Source organism: Streptomyces sp. NBC_00846 (genome assembly GCF_045207325.1).
Classification (GTDB): Bacteria; Actinomycetota; Actinomycetes; order Streptomycetales; family Streptomycetaceae; genus Streptomyces.
In genome coordinates this window covers 225,093-240,056 of record NZ_CP108846.1, presented here as the reverse complement: position 1 = coordinate 240,056, position 14,964 = coordinate 225,093, and the positions used below count along the sequence as shown (strand labels likewise).

General features: G+C 68.2%; 11 protein-coding genes and 1 pseudogene. 3 read left to right on the top strand and 9 right to left on the bottom strand.

The window, feature by feature from the left end; genetic code table 11:
* Positions 1 to 38: 38 nt before the first annotated feature.
* The 9 genes and pseudogenes from OG936_RS01165 to OG936_RS01125 form a co-directional block, all read right to left on the bottom strand.
* Positions 39 to 2,483: a tyrosine-type recombinase/integrase gene (locus OG936_RS01165; protein ID WP_406491875.1), complete on the bottom strand. Its 2,445-nt coding sequence runs from the start codon at positions 2,481 to 2,483 to the stop codon at positions 39 to 41.
* Positions 2,480 to 4,150 (bottom strand): tyrosine-type recombinase/integrase, encoded by a 1,671-nt coding sequence (locus tag OG936_RS01160; RefSeq protein WP_406491873.1) that lies wholly within the window; start codon positions 4,148 to 4,150, stop codon positions 2,480 to 2,482. The genes OG936_RS01165 and OG936_RS01160 overlap by 4 nt, the downstream gene beginning before the upstream one ends.
* Positions 4,151 to 4,251: 101 nt before the next feature.
* Positions 4,252 to 5,592 (bottom strand): IS110 family transposase, encoded by a 1,341-nt coding sequence (locus OG936_RS01155; RefSeq protein WP_406491871.1) that lies wholly within the window; start codon positions 5,590 to 5,592, stop codon positions 4,252 to 4,254.
* A gap of 189 nt (positions 5,593 to 5,781) precedes the next feature.
* Complete coding sequence (locus tag OG936_RS01150; protein WP_406491870.1) at positions 5,782 to 7,404, bottom strand: tyrosine-type recombinase/integrase; 1,623 nt, start codon at positions 7,402 to 7,404, stop codon at positions 5,782 to 5,784.
* Positions 7,405 to 7,854 (bottom strand): hypothetical protein, encoded by a 450-nt coding sequence (locus tag OG936_RS01145; protein WP_406491868.1) that lies wholly within the window; start codon positions 7,852 to 7,854, stop codon positions 7,405 to 7,407.
* Positions 7,854 to 8,243 carry a hypothetical protein gene (locus OG936_RS01140; protein ID WP_406491866.1) on the bottom strand — a complete coding sequence of 130 codons (390 nt, stop codon included), beginning with the start codon at positions 8,241 to 8,243 and terminating at the stop codon, positions 7,854 to 7,856. Before OG936_RS01140 ends, OG936_RS01145 begins: the two co-directional genes overlap by 1 nt.
* On the bottom strand, positions 8,240 to 8,875 hold the full coding sequence (locus OG936_RS01135; protein WP_406491864.1) for a hypothetical protein: 636 nt from the start codon (positions 8,873 to 8,875) through the stop codon (positions 8,240 to 8,242). The genes OG936_RS01140 and OG936_RS01135 overlap by 4 nt, the downstream gene beginning before the upstream one ends.
* 294 nt (positions 8,876 to 9,169) lie before the next feature.
* Positions 9,170 to 9,370, bottom strand: a pseudogene (locus OG936_RS01130) (ATP/GTP-binding protein); the annotation flags it as partial.
* 292 nt (positions 9,371 to 9,662) lie between these two features.
* Entirely contained in the window at positions 9,663 to 10,442 is a 780-nt protein-coding gene (locus OG936_RS01125) for a VOC family protein (RefSeq protein ID WP_406491863.1), read from the bottom strand.
* Positions 10,443 to 11,011: 569 nt separating this feature from the next.
* Between OG936_RS01125 and OG936_RS01120 the strand changes: the two genes are divergently transcribed.
* From OG936_RS01120 to OG936_RS01110, 3 genes are all read left to right on the top strand, one after another.
* Positions 11,012 to 11,734: a hypothetical protein gene (locus OG936_RS01120; RefSeq protein WP_406491861.1), complete on the top strand. Its 723-nt coding sequence runs from the start codon at positions 11,012 to 11,014 to the stop codon at positions 11,732 to 11,734.
* Positions 11,735 to 12,237: 503 nt separating this feature from the next.
* Positions 12,238 to 13,752 carry an MFS transporter gene (locus OG936_RS01115; protein WP_406491859.1) on the top strand — a complete coding sequence of 505 codons (1,515 nt, stop codon included), beginning with the start codon at positions 12,238 to 12,240 and terminating at the stop codon, positions 13,750 to 13,752.
* A complete protein-coding gene (locus tag OG936_RS01110; protein WP_406491858.1) occupies positions 13,749 to 14,852 on the top strand; it encodes a glutathione S-transferase family protein in 1,104 nt (367 codons plus the stop codon). Before OG936_RS01115 ends, OG936_RS01110 begins: the two co-directional genes overlap by 4 nt.
* The last annotated feature ends 112 nt before the right edge of the window (positions 14,853 to 14,964 follow it).

The window sequence follows — 14,964 nt, the reverse complement described above, 5'->3', positions numbered from 1 at the left end:
GGCCTCTAAGGGGATGGGCCGGGCCAGAGCCTCTCTGCTCAACTGGTTCGGCCTGCGATCTGATCGAGTGCAGGGATGCACAGGAACACGGGCGATTCCTTGCGTCGCAGTTGCGCATCGATTTGTGCGATCTTCTCTTCTGTGGCAGCGACGCTGACGCCAAGTTGCTCGACATCACCGAGCCAGCCCTCGCGTTCAGCTTCAGCGATCCGGTCGTTGAGGTTGCTTCTGATTTGTTCGAGTCGAGGTCTTTCAGTCGGGCCGACGATGAGGACGGGGCAGCGAACGCAGGCGTGTTCATGAATGCAATCCGTTCCGTATGCCCGTCCGCAATCTCCGAGCGCGAGCTTCCTGCGTTCGAAATGGCTGAGGAATTCATCCCATTCTTCTGGGGTGACTGCACGGTATTCCTCAGATGGTCTGGTCTGGCGGCGTCGGGCGATGAAGGCGCGGTGTGATTCGATGGCGTCGACAGGGTAGATCGCGGCATAGCCCATCGTGCTGTTGATACTGTCGTGGCCTGCTATGACCTGGGCGATGTGAGGGGGCAGGCCGTTGAGGACAGCGTCGGTGATGAAGATTCTTCGAAAGTCGTGAGGCTGGAAGTGCAGAGGCTCTCCGCTTTTATCGACGAGTCCAGAGGCTTTAAGTGTGTCGTTCAGAGACCTACGGATTACATTCTCCGAGATGGGCCGGCATTCGCCATCGACAGCCCATTGGAAGAGGATGGGCATGGCGGCGTTCCATGTCTTCTCATACTTGTCATAGATTGAGATCGAGGGAACAGTCCCGTCAGCTTTACGGATCCTGCTCACGACTGCACTGAGAGCGTCGGCGAGTTCAGGACTGATAAGAAGAAGCCGCTCCTTATCGGTTTTCGATGGGGCGATCTGAAGGAGGGGAACGATTTCGCCGCTGGTGGGAAGTTTGTAGCGGACTATGCTGTGGTGACTGAGTTCCCGGAGTTCCTCGATTCTGATGCCTGTGTGTCTCAGAATTTCAATGGTGGCCCATGCGAAGAACGCATTCTTTTCTTCACTTCGGAGGTTCCGCTGGGACCCACTTGCGTCAAGGACGTGCCCCGGTTTTCCGTCGGTGCGGCGGACGGCCTTGGGGAGGGTGAAGCTCTCGCCATCAATGGTGACGGTCGAGCCCAAGGGTGCTGCATCGACGGCGTCGAGGCGAGCCCTGGCCTCCCTGAGGCGGCGTTCGGCGGTGCGGACGAGTACTGGCAGGACGGGGAGGCGTTCACGCGTGCGCTGGTCCGACCAGGATTTCTTCCGTTTGTCCTCTTTCCCAGTCTCGCATTCGGCTTCGCTGATTGGGCATGGTGCAGCCCATCGTCCCCACCGTTCGGGCTGATCGAGGGCCCACTCGGCGAGGTCCAAGTAGAAGGCTCGCACTGTGATTTTCACGGCTGACGCACTCTTGCGAGGCTCAACCACGATGTGGGTGGTGCCGTCGGGACGAGGCCGACGGACAGTTTTCACGGCGAGCCGCGCCTTCCAGGCGTCGCTGACGTCCTGCGGCAGTCGGAGGGTGTCGAGGCCAGGATTGTGTCGTTCCAGATCAGCCCAGAACAGGCCGCCCACGTAGGAAGCGAACATCCTCAGGGTTCCGTAGTCGACAGCCGGTTGACGTTCGGTGAGGTAGTCGACCAAGAGGTCACGAATGGGCCGGCAACGGAGCTGATAGCGGTCAATGAGCCCGGCAGGACTGATCTTTCCAGTGCGGACGGCCAGGTGGTGGAGAGTGGTGGGGGCGTCGGGAGGAAATTGTCCACGATCGCGGAGCCAGGCGTAGGCGCGACGAATCCCCTCCGACCTGCCGTTGCTCGATGGCCCCTGAAGGCGAGGGTGGACGAGCAGGTCACCCACTCTGATGTCGTCGATCCCGCCGCCGTTGGCAGCAACGATCTGGGCGAGGCACTTCAGGGCTTCCGAGCCATAGCGGTGTTCGCGCTCGTGCGCGGGGATCTCGGCTGCCAGGCAGGCGAATCCTTCTGGATCTCGGGTCGCGGCGATGGCGATCCGGAAGTGCCCTGATCGATTACCGCATAGCCATTCCAGGCAGGGCCGGACGGCATCCGCGCAGATCAGAGCCAGCATGCCGGCGTCAATGCACGCGCGGGGAGGCTTCCGGCCTTGTGTAGCTGCCCATGACAACGGGTGTTGCTGCCAGCCGTCGTAAGAGGCGGAGGCGGGGCTGGTGTCCCACCTCTGCTGCCAGGTGTCGCCGGGAAGAGATTCCAGCCAAGCCAGCAACACGCGGGCTCCGTAAAGGCGTTGGTGCTGTGCCGATGTGCCGTCGGCTCGCAGGGGCGGTTCCTGCAGACGTTCGACGACGTTCTGGAGGGTCTCCTCGGTGGCAGGCCATGACGTCGCTGAGGCACGGGGCGGGAAGGCTCGCAGCAGTGCTGCGGCCTCTTCTCCCCGGTGCGTGGCCGGCGCCAGCGGAGCTGGTGCGACGAGGAGGTCGGTCATGTGAGCGGCCCTCCGAACAGGACGTTGCGGGAGTCCGGGTTGTAGGCCGGCGCGGGCGGGGCTGGCGGCGGATTCTCCCGGCGTTGCTGCTGGCGTGCATGATGCGCGAGGCCAGCGGTGATGACATCGTCCCTGGTAGGGCGGCTGTAGATGTCCAAGGTTGATAGGTACTTATGGCCGAGGATGTGCTGGACGTAGACAGGCGGCATCGACGGATCGTCGAGCATCAAGAACGTCGCGGTGTGCCTGAGGTCGTGGAGCGACCAGTTGGACCCCAGAATGTCGTTCGCGCGGTTGAACATCATGCGGGCTGCGTCGTACTCCAACGGCCGCCAGGGACGCCGCAGGGTCCACCACAGCGACTGCCTGCGGCCGCGAGGGACGCCCTTCTTCCAGGCTTCTTCCTGATAGAGCCGCAGCCAGACGAACGCGTCGGGGGTGGCGGGCAGTTCCTGGTAGTCGCGCGTGCCCTTGCGGATCACGCCGATGGTCTGCTGGCCGACGATCGCGTCGCCCTGCTTGGAGGTCAGGAGTTCCTCGGCGCGGGCGCCGGTGGCGACCCAGAAGGCCAGTAGGGCCCGGTCGCGATGTGAGCGGAGGCCGGCGAAGACCTCGGTGTACTTGTCGTCGGGGATGCGGCGCGGGATCCGCTTGGGGATCTTGGGCCGGTAGAGGCCGGTGCGCTCCTTCTTGTGTTCCTTGTCGGAGTCGTGGTGGGCGTTGGCTCGTGCGGAGCGGCGGCCGCGGACGAGCGGGAAGGGGTTGACCAGCAGCGATCCGGTGTTGCGGTCCAGATGGAAGTCGTAGAATGTCCGAAGCACAGTCTCGCAGTGTGCCCGGGTGTTGGGCGCGTACTTCTTGCCGACGGTGGGCTTGCCGGTCACCGGGTTCGGCGTTCCCGGCGCCGGCCTGCCGGTCCGGGCGGGCTGGGGTATCTCGGCGGGGTCCTTGCCGCGGTGGCGCCAGTGGACGCGTGCTGGCTTGTCCGCCAGCTTCATCCACAGCATGAAGTCCCGGGCATCCTCGCGTGTCGCGCGGTCCCACTCGATCCCGAAGAACCACAGGTAGCGCCACCATCGCAGCAGGTCCATGCCGTACGAGCGCGGCGTCAACGGCGAACAGTCCGCCGACATCAGGTCCTTGAAGTACACCGCGGCCGGCTCGACCGGTCTCCCGAACGGGTCCAGCAACTGGCAGGGCTCCCAGGGGTCATCGGTCTCCAGTAACTGACCGATCTCGGGCAGGGCGAAGCTCTTGAGGTCCCTTCCGGGATGTTGCTCTCCGGGCATGGCGGGAAGGTAGCAGAAACCCCAACTGACCTGCGAGGACACATGAGTTGGTTCGGTCAACACACACTGCTCGCGCTTGCGACGCCAGTAGAGGAGGTCGGCGCCGGACAGGACGAACTTGTCGCAGTTGTGGCAGTCCATGTTCCAGGGGCAGGCTCCGCCGTCGACGACGGGCTGGAAGGTGCAGAACCCGCCCTCGGCCGGGGTGCTGCGGCGGGACAGGTCGATCGCCAGAGCCTGAGCCTGCTGGCGGGTGAGCGGGGTGGTGTCCCCGGCCAGAAGTTCGCCGGGGTGGGTGGCACCGGGACCGGAGACCCAGACATGCTGGAGCACCTTCTCCAGATCGGAGCTGGTCAGATGGACGTAGTGCTCCGCCATCCGGTCACTGACCGGAAAACTCCACGGTGAGACGGGTACGGCGAGGTAGCCCCTGGTCGGTGACGTCGAGGGGCTGCTTGCGGGGGCTTCGGCGGGTTCGGTCAGGCGGCGGCCGGGGTGAGTGTGACGTCGTGGCCGAGGGCGGCGAGCTGGCGGACGAGGTCGCGGGTCTTGCGGGTGGGGTCGAGGTTGCGGGTGTGGAAGTGGGCTCCGAGGTCGCGGTAGCGGGCGGTGGGGTCGCTCATGAGGTGCCAGACGGAGACCAGGATGGAGCGGGCGACGGCGACCAGGGCTTTCATGTGGCCGCGGCGTTTGGCGATGCGGCGGTAGCGGGCGCCGAGGAAGGTGTCGGTGCGGGCGGCGGAGATCGCTGCTTCGCCGAGGGCCCCGCGGAGCCAGGGGTTGCCCTTGCCGGTGGGTCCGGAGGTGTTCTTGCCGCCGGACTGGATGGTGCGTGGGGAGAGTTTCGCCCAGGAGACCAGGTGCCCGGCGGTGGGGAAGACGCTCATGTCCAGGCCGGTCTCGGCGAGGATCACCTGCGCGGTGCCCGGTCCGATGCCGGGGATTTCGTCGAGGCGTTCGGTGTCGGTGATCGGTATGAGGGTGCCCTGTCCGGGGCCCTCGTCGTCCTCGGTGGTGGACAGTCCGGCCAGGCGCAGGGTGATGCGGGCGGTGAGCTTGTCGATCTGCACGGTGAGGTAGTCGACGGTGTCCAGCAGCATCCGGCACATGAAGGCGTGGTGTTCTTCGAAACGGCCGGTCAGTGATTCGGCCAGGGTGGCGTGGCTGGCCTTGATGGTGCCGTGGGCCAGGTCCGCGAGGGCCTTGGGGCTGCGTTCCCCGGCGATGAGTGCTTCGAGCATTGCCCGGCCGGAGACGCCGAAGATGTCGGCGATCACGGTGGAGAGCTTGATCTGGGCGTCTTCGAGGAGCTTCTCGGTTCGCTGCTTGTGACGGGTGCGCTCGTGCGTCATCACCGCCCGGGCCCGGGTGAGATCGCGGAGTTCACGGATGGGTTTCGGGGGTACGAAGGAGGGCCTGAGCATGCCGCGTTCGGTGAGCTTGGCCAGCCAGACCGCGTCCAGGCGGTCGGTCTTGGGCCGGCCGGGGACGTTCTTGACGTCCCGGGCGTTGACCAGCCAGCACTCCAGTCCTCGGGATTCGAGGAGGAAGAAGTACGGCTTCCAGTATGTCGAGGTCGCTTCCATCACCACCCGGGTGACGCCCTGGCAGATCAGGTGGTCGGCCAGCTCCAGGATCGCGCCGGATGTCGCGACGGTGTTGAAGACCCGCTGGACGCGCTTGCCCGGCTTGTCCTCGTGCGGCACCCGCACGCAGACCATCCCGGACGCCTTGGCGATATCGATCGCGGCGACGCGTTCCACCAGCTCGGCGGCCTGCTCGATCTCCTCGACGTCCTCACGGTCCTCGGCCTCGGCCATGGACAGCTCCCCTCAGTCCTCGTGTCCGCGAACAGAACGGCGCCTGCCCGTGGGACCGCTGGGGGAGCGAGAATCTGACCGGCGTGCTCGAAGGCAACAGTGCGTGGCCCCTCTGCGGTCCCGGCGCCAGACTGACCTACGGGCTCAACGTCCCAACGAGACATCGGGGTCGGCGGGCAGGCACCGCGATCATGTTTTCACGCCAGCAAGGCGTACCCGAAAGGGATCAGGGGGACTGACCTGTCCCAGATAACGGCGGATGTGGGTCAAAGTCGCTCCGTTGCGCAACAGATTGGTGGCCAGAGTATGGCGAGCCTGGTGGGGGACGTAGTGGCCGAGGTCCATGGCGTCCACCCAGGGCCGGAACAACCGGCTGTAGAACCACTGATGGGTCAGTGACACGGTCCCGTCCTGGCTGCGGTAGATCGTGGGAAACAGGGCCAGCCCGGCGCGTTGGGCGCCGGTCGGCCGGTAGCCGTAGCGGGCGGTGAAGCGGTCCAGAGTCTTGCGCTGGCGTTCGGCGAGGAGCTCGTAGAGCCGTTCGGGTATGCGGATCGCGGCGTCGTAGTTGCCGACCTTGGTCTGGTCGTGCCAGAACATCGCCAGGCCGCCGTAGCGGCCGATGCAGTCCCACCGCACCTTGATCACCTCTCCGATGCGACGGCCAGTGGTGACGGTGGTCTCCCAGATATCGCGGACGCCGTTGTCGTGGGCGTCATAGGTGACGGAGAGTTCGGCCAGATTCGCCTCGTCGGCCAGGGCCCGGGCGACTTCGTCGGGGAAGGGCCGACGTGCGGTCCGGCCGGTGGTGGCGCCGGCTGTCGGGAACACGGTGATGAACTCCCGCTCCAGGCCCAGCCCTTCGGCAGCGCCGGTGTCCAGCGCGTCGCGCATCAGTTTGCGCACGGCGTTGAACACGACCGACCGTGTGACAGTGGTGACGATGCTCGCGGTCCCGTCCGGCCGCTTCACGGCCAGCGAGGGGAGCCCTTCGCGTTCACGATGTCGCTGGTCGGCGACGAACCGCTGAGCGTGTTCTTCCCTCAGAACCGCAGGGTCGTGTCCGCCGCCAGGCGCCTCGACTTCCAAGAAGGCGCCCAGCTCGATGGCGGCCCGGCGAAGATCGTCGATCGGGCCGGCCGAGCGCGGACAGCGCGGTGAGCGCAGGAGGTCCGCCAGGTAGTCCCACGTCAGGTCCCGCAGCCAACGCTGCGGGATGCCGGTCAGGTCGATGTGGCTCATCCGGTGCGGGAACAGCACTCCGAAGTGCTCGGTCTCCAGAAAGCCGGCGTCCTTGGCCTCCTGCGGGGTGAAGTAGACCAATCGCAGCTCGTGCAGGATCTCCTTGGCGATCGCCCCGGTGAAGGCGGCAGAACCGCCGGTCCCGAACTCGAAGTCGATCAGTGAGTTCACTTCCAGCGTGCGGCACGTGGTCGCCAGCGACCGGATCCAGCCCAGATCCCACCGGCTGGGCCGGGCCCGGCGGGTGTGGACGAACAGCCCCCACTGGATCTCGGCCCGCACCAGGGGCCGTAGCCCGCGCAGGTTGATCTGCCCCGGCCACGGATGCGCGGGAACGGCAGCGCACCAGTGTCGGAACTCCGTCTGGTCGCCGTACTCAATCGGGACCGTCTTCCCGAACTTCTCGTATCGCTGCCACCAACTGTCCGGTATAGCGGCGCCTCCGGGCCGGCCGTCACGGCGATAGCGGCTGCCGTGCCACGAGCACAGCCCCAGCGGGGAGTCGGCCAGATTCGGACAGACGACTGCGCTGCAGGGCCCGTAGCCGGGGCACGGCTGTTCGCCGCTCACTCAGGTATCGAAGGAGTCGCTGTCGTCTCCCTCCTTCTTGCGCGCGACCCACCGGCTCAGGTGCCGCTGGCAAAGCCGCAGGTCGCTGTGTGCTGCGGGCCGTTCAGGGCAGATCCGGCAGATGCTCTCTTCCGCTCCGACGTGTCGCTCCAGCCCCTGGGCGCCGGCCACGAAGGCGGCCTTGCCCACGCCGCGCTCGCGGTCGCAGACCCACTGCCGCTGATGCTCCGAGCACAGGTCCGACCCGCCCGTCCGAGTGCGTTCACAGCTGCCGACGACGCACTCCCACCGGTAGATCGCGTGGCCGCGCGGGATCTCGATGATGTCGGGCCGGTAGATCGGGTCGAAGGACGGCCCGCCGATGAGCGCGGTCAGGATCTCCAGCCGGTCGCGGCCGACTCGGTCCGGACGCTCGGTGAACAGCGGCCGAAGGTACTCCTGCCGCCGCATCACGCCTCACCCCAGACCGCACGCAGTGCGGCGTCGAACGCCGGATCGTGGACGTCAGCGTGCCCGTAGACCTCGTCGACCATCGCGGCCGACGCCCAGCCGCCGGCGTCCCGGGCGATCAGGGTGTTGCCGTCAGCGGCGTCGAGAACCGCCGAGGTAAAGGTGTGCCGGAAGGCATGGGGTTTCACCAGCCCCAGATCAGCGCGTTTCCCGGCCCGGCCGAGCATCCGCCGGGCCCCGACCGGCGCCCACGGCTGGCCGGCATCGGCGCCGTGCAGCTGGACCAGAAGCATGCCGTGCCGAACGCCGCGCGGGTACTCGCTGGTGACGTACTCGAAGTAGGAGTGCACCATCGCCGGGCTGACCCGCTTGATCAGCCCACCGGTCACGATGCCGTGCTCGACCCGCCAGGGGTGTTTGGTCTTGGCCTCAGCCCGGTTCGGGTTGTCGGGCCGGTGACAGACATGCAGGTGCGGGGTGCGGCACTCGCCGCAGGCCGCGTTCTCACGCAGGCCGCGTTCTCACACAGGTGCAGGTCGACCAGGTGAAGCCCGCAGAGCTCACCGATCCGAAGTCCGCCGTCCGCGAGCCAGTCGACGACCAGCCGGTCCCGGGCGGCGTTCACCGTGGCCAGCAGCTTCTCCCTCGCGCCGTCCGGGAGCATCTTCGGATGCCGACGGTGCGGCCCCGAGGGCGCGAGCGGATTGGTGGGCACCGATGACTTCACATGCCCGAGGAAAGAACGGCGCCGGTCCACCTGCGACGGCAGCCGGGACGCATCGAGTTTCTTGCCGAGTTCTCCGTTCACGCCGCGGGAGGCTTGGTGCAGGTAGAAGCCTTTCAGGCAAGCCGCCGCAGTCGACAGCGCGGACCGTCCGTAGGGACGCTTGCCCACCCGCCACGGCTCGCCGAGCGGCATGCGGACCTCGGCACCCGTGATGCCCATGTACCGCTCCAGATCCCGCAGTTGGACCGTGCCGAACGTCAGGCACTCGCGCTCCAGCCACCGCAGGTGGTCCACCAGGTAGTACGCGTAGGTCTTCTGAGTGCCCGAGCCCTCGTGCTCACGCAGGAACCGGTCCGCCTCCGTGTGCAGCGTTCCCTCGGGTCAGACGATCGTCCATGACCGCTGCCCGTCCTTCCGTTCGATCCGCTGGACCCGCAAGTCCCCGACCACGACGTGCCGTGCCACTTGTCCTCCGTACCGACTCCAGAACATGACTGACGTCCCGAACAAGGTCGGTAAACAAGCCCGGGACGTGCTGGTCACAGTCCCAGACGGACATCGCGGGCAGGACTACGGGCGGTCGGTAAAATCGACCAGCACCAGCCCGGTGCGGGTGTCGGTGCAGACACCGACCACGGCCTCGATGATGTCCGTCATGTTCGAGCGGGCCCGCACCGGCAGGCCCAGGAAGCGGGCGAACTCGGTCGCGATCATGCGGGCGGTGGCGGCAGGCGGGACGGTCACGTAGACGACCGGGATGCGGTCCGCGACGTGTGGGTGCCGGGCCCGGCTCTTTGGGGCGAGCGGTTCGTCGACCCGTGCCACCACCGATCTGCCGGCGGTGCGCCACCTGGACCAGGCGCCTGGATCCGGAAGCTTTCCACGGCGGTCCGCCCCGGATGCCGTGGTCAGGTGCGCCGGCGGTGGATGCGCAGCGCCAGGTGCAGGGCCAGTGCCCGAGGCGTTCCCGTCGGGTCCCCGCCCAGGAGGTCGAAGGCCCGGTGGAGCCGCGCGTAGAGCTACTGGCGTCGCAGATGCAGTTCCGGTTCGCTCTTGCGTCTCCGTACTACGTCTCCGTTCGCTACACCTCGGACACGGTGAAGAGGCCGCCGTCCGGGTCGCGAATGACGGACGCGGTCTTCGGGGCACCGGCGTGCGAGGAGGCCACCGGTGAGACCTCGCCCCCGGCGGCGGTCGCGGCCGCTGTGGTCCGCTCGATGTCCGGGACGTGGAAGTCCACGATCCAACGGGGCCGGATCCACGGATCGGGGGCGGATTCGACGCCCCCGCCGCGCAGCGTGACGACCGTACGTCCGCCGACCTGGACGAAGACATGGTCCTGCGCGTAGTCGACCATGCAACCGCCGGGCGGTCTGGCCCAGCCGAGGACCGCTGTGTAGAAGCCGGCGGCCTCGAAGGCGTCACGCGTCTGCAGATCCAGCCGGGCGGGAGCGCTGCCGTACCCGACCGACCAGGCCAGGGCGGGGCCCTCCCAGAAACCGAAGACGGCCCCGTCGCGGTCCGTGGCGAGCGCCGCTCGCCCCTCGCCCAGGTCCAGCGGCCCGTTCGCGAGCGTCGCGCCGCGCTCTTTGACCCGGTTCGCCGTCTCATCGGCGTGCTTCACGGCGAAGTACGGTGTCCAGACCGTCGGCGGGCCGATACAGGGGCAGCGCGATCCGATTCCGGCAACGGGATTGCCGTGCGCCGTTGCCACCGAGAAATCGCTGCCGAGGTCGCTGTCACGGAAGTCCCAGTCCATGACCGACGCGTAGAAGGACTGCGCGGCAGGCAGATCGTGTGTCATCAGGTTCACCCAGCACGGTGCGCCGGTCACCGGCGTGATCCGTTCGAAGGCCGACATTCGATACTCCTTGCGGTCGACGCGTCGCCCGCGCGTGCGTGCGGCGTTTCCGGCAGCCCGCGGAGTCTTCGAACGTCCAGGGCGTACCGGTCACCGCCGGCCCCTCAGCCGGACGGAGGGCGTACGAACCGTTCGGGGGTGAGTGGTTCGGCGGACCTTGCGAGCGGCCCCTTCCGCTTCCCAAAGCGTGGGACAGGCGCCGCGTTCCTGGACCGTTTCGAGGAACGACTGCCATCGCATGTGCGTCAAGGAAGGCCCGTGGACCGCGGGCGGAGGGCGGGGCGAGGAAGGGGGAAGGGCGTGTACCCCGCCCTCCGCGGTCCACCGATCCAACGCGTCAGGCGGTGATCCGCTTGTCGGAGCCGACGCGCCCGGCCGGTCGCCATCTCCCGGGTGAGCCGATCGAGTTCGCGGTAGGGGTTCGTGCGCATCGGTATTACGCACCACCTCCGGGAGGAGTCAGGACATTCTCGTCATACGCCTCAAGTCGGTTGTAACATGTCATCCAAAGGATGACAAGTGTGATGTCATGCGAACGATGACACGCATACGTCCGGGAGGGCTGGTCCGTGACCGAAGTCGACGAGCATGCCTCAGCCGAGATCCCGGGCACCACCGGTGTTCCGGCCTCGCTCCTCGCTGCCGTCACCGCTCTCGGCACGATCGACGCCGTCCTGCGGCAGGCATGCACACCCGACGGCCCGGAACCCGCGGACGCCGTGCCCGAGCGCGCGGACGCGCTGGACGCCCTCCTTCTGCTACGGGACGTAAGCCGGCGGCTTGCAGCATGGGAGCCGTCCCTCATCGAGGTCGCCCGCGAGGCCGGAGCCAGCTGGGCCGAGATCGCCCAGCCGCTCGGTGTCACCAGCCGGCAGGCCGCCGAGCGCCGCTACCTGCGGCTGCGTACGGGGCCGCTGGGCACCACCGGTGAACAACGGGTACAGGCCACCCGCGACCGCCGCGCCGCCAACCGCACGGTCGCCGCCTGGGCACGGGACAACGCGGCGGACCTGCGTCGGCTCGCCGGCCGGATCACCTCCCTCACCGACCTCCCCGAGCGGGCCGTGGCGGCTGTCGGCGAGCTCAACGACGCCCTCGGTGGCGACGACCCCGCCCGTCTCATCGGGCCGCTTGCCGACGCGCGCCTCCACCTGGAGGACCATCGTGACCTCGCCGACCGCGTCGACCACCTCGTCCAGCAGGTCGACAACCTGCGCAGGCACACCGCCAGCCGGAGGCGCGGAGTGACCCTGCCCCCGGAGCGGCAGAACCCGGGGACCGCGCGAAGGTGAGCCCAAAGGTCCGGCGTACACGGCCACGCGGCGGCCACGCGCCCGGCCGGTCCGTCACAGGAACGGCCGGGCGGTACTTCTGCGCTGCGCCGTGCCCCCGAACGCCTCGTCCAAGCGCTTCAGTACCAGCCGCGCCGTATCCGGGTGCGCGCCCAGTGGCGCGGAGGTGAGGCAACCGCCGGCTCGCCCCGCGCGGCGGGCGAAGTGGCCCGGGCCATCAGGAAGCGGGCCACCGCCACTCGGCGGTTCCCCGCCGCGCCGCAGGGCCACCACTGCGTCGGCCGGAGTCGGCGTACTCGCGCAGAGGCACGCGGGACGACCGGCTGCCCGGGCCGCTGCCGGAGCAGGCCGGCCATATGTGAGAGCGCCGCCCGTCCACCGCGACGTGTGATGCGGAAGGACCGCCGTCCGATGCGGGAAGGACCGCCGTCCGATGCCGGAAATACCGCCGTCGCGGCCCTGCCGGGATGAGTATCGGGCCGCTTCGTCCTAGGGTGCGAGCCATGGCAGAGAGTGCGGCTCACCGGGGTGCTGTGGGGTGGGGTGATCACTCTGCCGCAGGCTCCGGAACCCCCGACCCGCGCCGATGGCAGGCGCTCACGGTGTGTCTGATCGCGGGGTTCATGACCTTGCTGGACGTATCCATCGTCAACGTCGCCCTGCCGTCGATCAGGGAAGGGCTTCACACCCCGGAGTCCGATCTGCAATGGGTCCTCTCCGGTTACGCACTCGCCTTCGGTCTGTTCCTGATCCCCGCCGGACGGCTCGGTGACGCACGGGGACGCCGCGTGGTGTTCATGGTCGGGCTGGCCCTGTTCACCCTGGCGTCGGCGGCCTGCGGGGCGTCCCAGTCCAGTCTCTGGCTCGTCGTCGCCCGATTGGCCCAGGGCCTCGCCGGAGGCATGATCTCGCCCCAGATCTCCGCGTTGATCCAGCAGATGTTCTCCGGTCACGAGCGCGGCCGGGCCTTCGGCATGTTCGGCACGGTGGTCGGCATCTCCACCGCTGTGGGCCCGCTGACGGGTGGGCTGCTGATCCAGGCGGCCGGGGCCCAGGAGGGCTGGCGCTGGGTGTTCTACGTCAATCTGCCACTCGGGGCCGTCTGCCTCCTCCTCGCCCGGCGGCTGCTCCCGGACACCCCCTCGGCCGGCCGGGTGCGACTGCGCGATCTGGATCCCTTCGGGGTCCTGTTGCTCGGCGCGGGCGTACTGACGCTGCTGCTGCCGTTCGTCCAGGCGCAGCAGTGGCCGGGCGACCGGAAATGGCTGCTCATCCCGCTGGCCGCGGTCCTGCTTGCCGCCTTCATCGGCTGGGAGTCCCGGTGCGGCAGGCGCGGCACGCAACCCGTCGTCGACCTGTCGCTCTTCCGGGTCCGCTCCTACTGGCTCGGCTGTCTGCTGATCCTGCTGTACTTCTGCGGATTCACCGCGATCTTCTTCATCACCACGCTCTACCTGCAGAACGGACTGCACTACTCCGCCCTGCAGGCCGGGATCGCCATCACGCCCTTCGCGCTGGGTTCGGCCGTCGCGGCGGGCCCAGGCGGCCGATGGGTCGGTCGCCTGGGACGCCCCCTCGTCGTGGCCGGGCTGATCACGGTGGTCGTGGGACTGGCGGGCACCGCGCTCGCTGTGGACCTGGTACCGGGACGGGGTGCGGGGTGGGTGATGGCAGCCCCGCTGCTGCTGGCGGGTCTGGGCAGTGGCCTGGTCATTTCCCCGAACCAGGCGCTGACCCTCTCCGAGGTGCCGGTGGCCACGGCCGGGAGCGCCGGCGGCACCCTCCAGACCGGCCAGCGCGTCGGTTCGGCGATCGGTATCGCGGCGGTCGGCTCGGTGTTCTTCGCCCAGCTCGGTGGCGACGGGTGGGCCACCGCGTACGACCACGGACTTGTCGTCGCGGGAGCCTTCATCGGGGCCGCGCTGGTCATAGGGCTGGCAGACATGTTCGGGGAACGCCGGGGCAGGAGCCGTGCACAACGATCCGTCCGCATCCCATCCGCAGGGAGGACGCCATGAAGGACAGCGAGCCGAGCGAAACCACCGGCACAGGCACCACCGGCACGGACACCACCGGCACGGACACCACCGGCACAGAGAACGGTATCGAGCCCGACGGCAACGCGGCGTACGGGCACAAGGCCTTCAAACGCTCCCGGAGCCACTTCGCCGACCGGATCACCGCCGACGGCCGCGACGGCTGGCCCGTCGAGGCCGGCCGCTACCGGCTGGTCGTCAGCCGCGCCTGCCCGTGGGCGAGCCGCGCACTCGTGTCCCGGCGGCTCCTTGGGCTGGAAGGAGCGCTCTCGCTGGCCGTCACCGATCCGATCCAGGACGACCGCAGCTGGCGCTTCACCCTGGACGAGGGCGGCCGGGACCCGGTGCTCGGCATCAGATACCTCAGCGAGGCGTACGACGCGCGGGAACGGGACTACCCCGGCGGCGTCAGTGTGCCCGCGATCGTCGACGTACCCAGCGGCAGACTCGTCACCAACGACTTCCAGCAGATCACGCTGGACTTCGCGACCGAGTGGACTGCGCTGCACCGGCCGGGCGCCCCCGATCTCTATCCCGAAGCCCTGCGTGACGAGATCGACGAGGTCATGGAGGGCATCTACCGCGAGTTGAACAACGGGGTGTACCGCGCGGGCTTCGCGGCGGAGCAGTCCGACTACGAAGCCGCGTACGAGGATGTGTTCCGCCGCCTGGACCTGGTGTCCGAGCGTCTCGCGGACCGGCGCTACCTCGTCGGCGAAACCCTCACCGAGGCGGACATCAGGCTGTTCACCACGCTGGTGCGCTTCGACGCCGTCTACCACGGACACTTCAAGTGCAACCGCTCGAAACTGGCCGAGGACCGGGTCCTGTGGGCGTACGCCAGGGACCTGTACCAGACCCCCGGATTCGGTGACACGGTCGACTTCCGCCACATCAAGCAGCACTACTACCGGGTCCACACCGGTATCAACCCCACCGGCATCGTGCCCGTCGGCCCCGAGCTGTCCGGCTGGCTGACCCCGCACCACCGGGAAGAGCTGGGCGGACGCCCGTTCGGCGGCGGCACCCCGCCCGGGCGGGTGCCGCCCGGCGAGGAGGTCCCGCCGTCGGGGCGTCCCTGAATCGGGCACCCGCGGCGGCTCCCGCCGAACCAGGGGGCAGGGCCCTGTCGAGTCGGCTGCGATCACGAGATATCTTGATGTCAAGCAATGTTGCAGACGTGGAGCGGAGCAC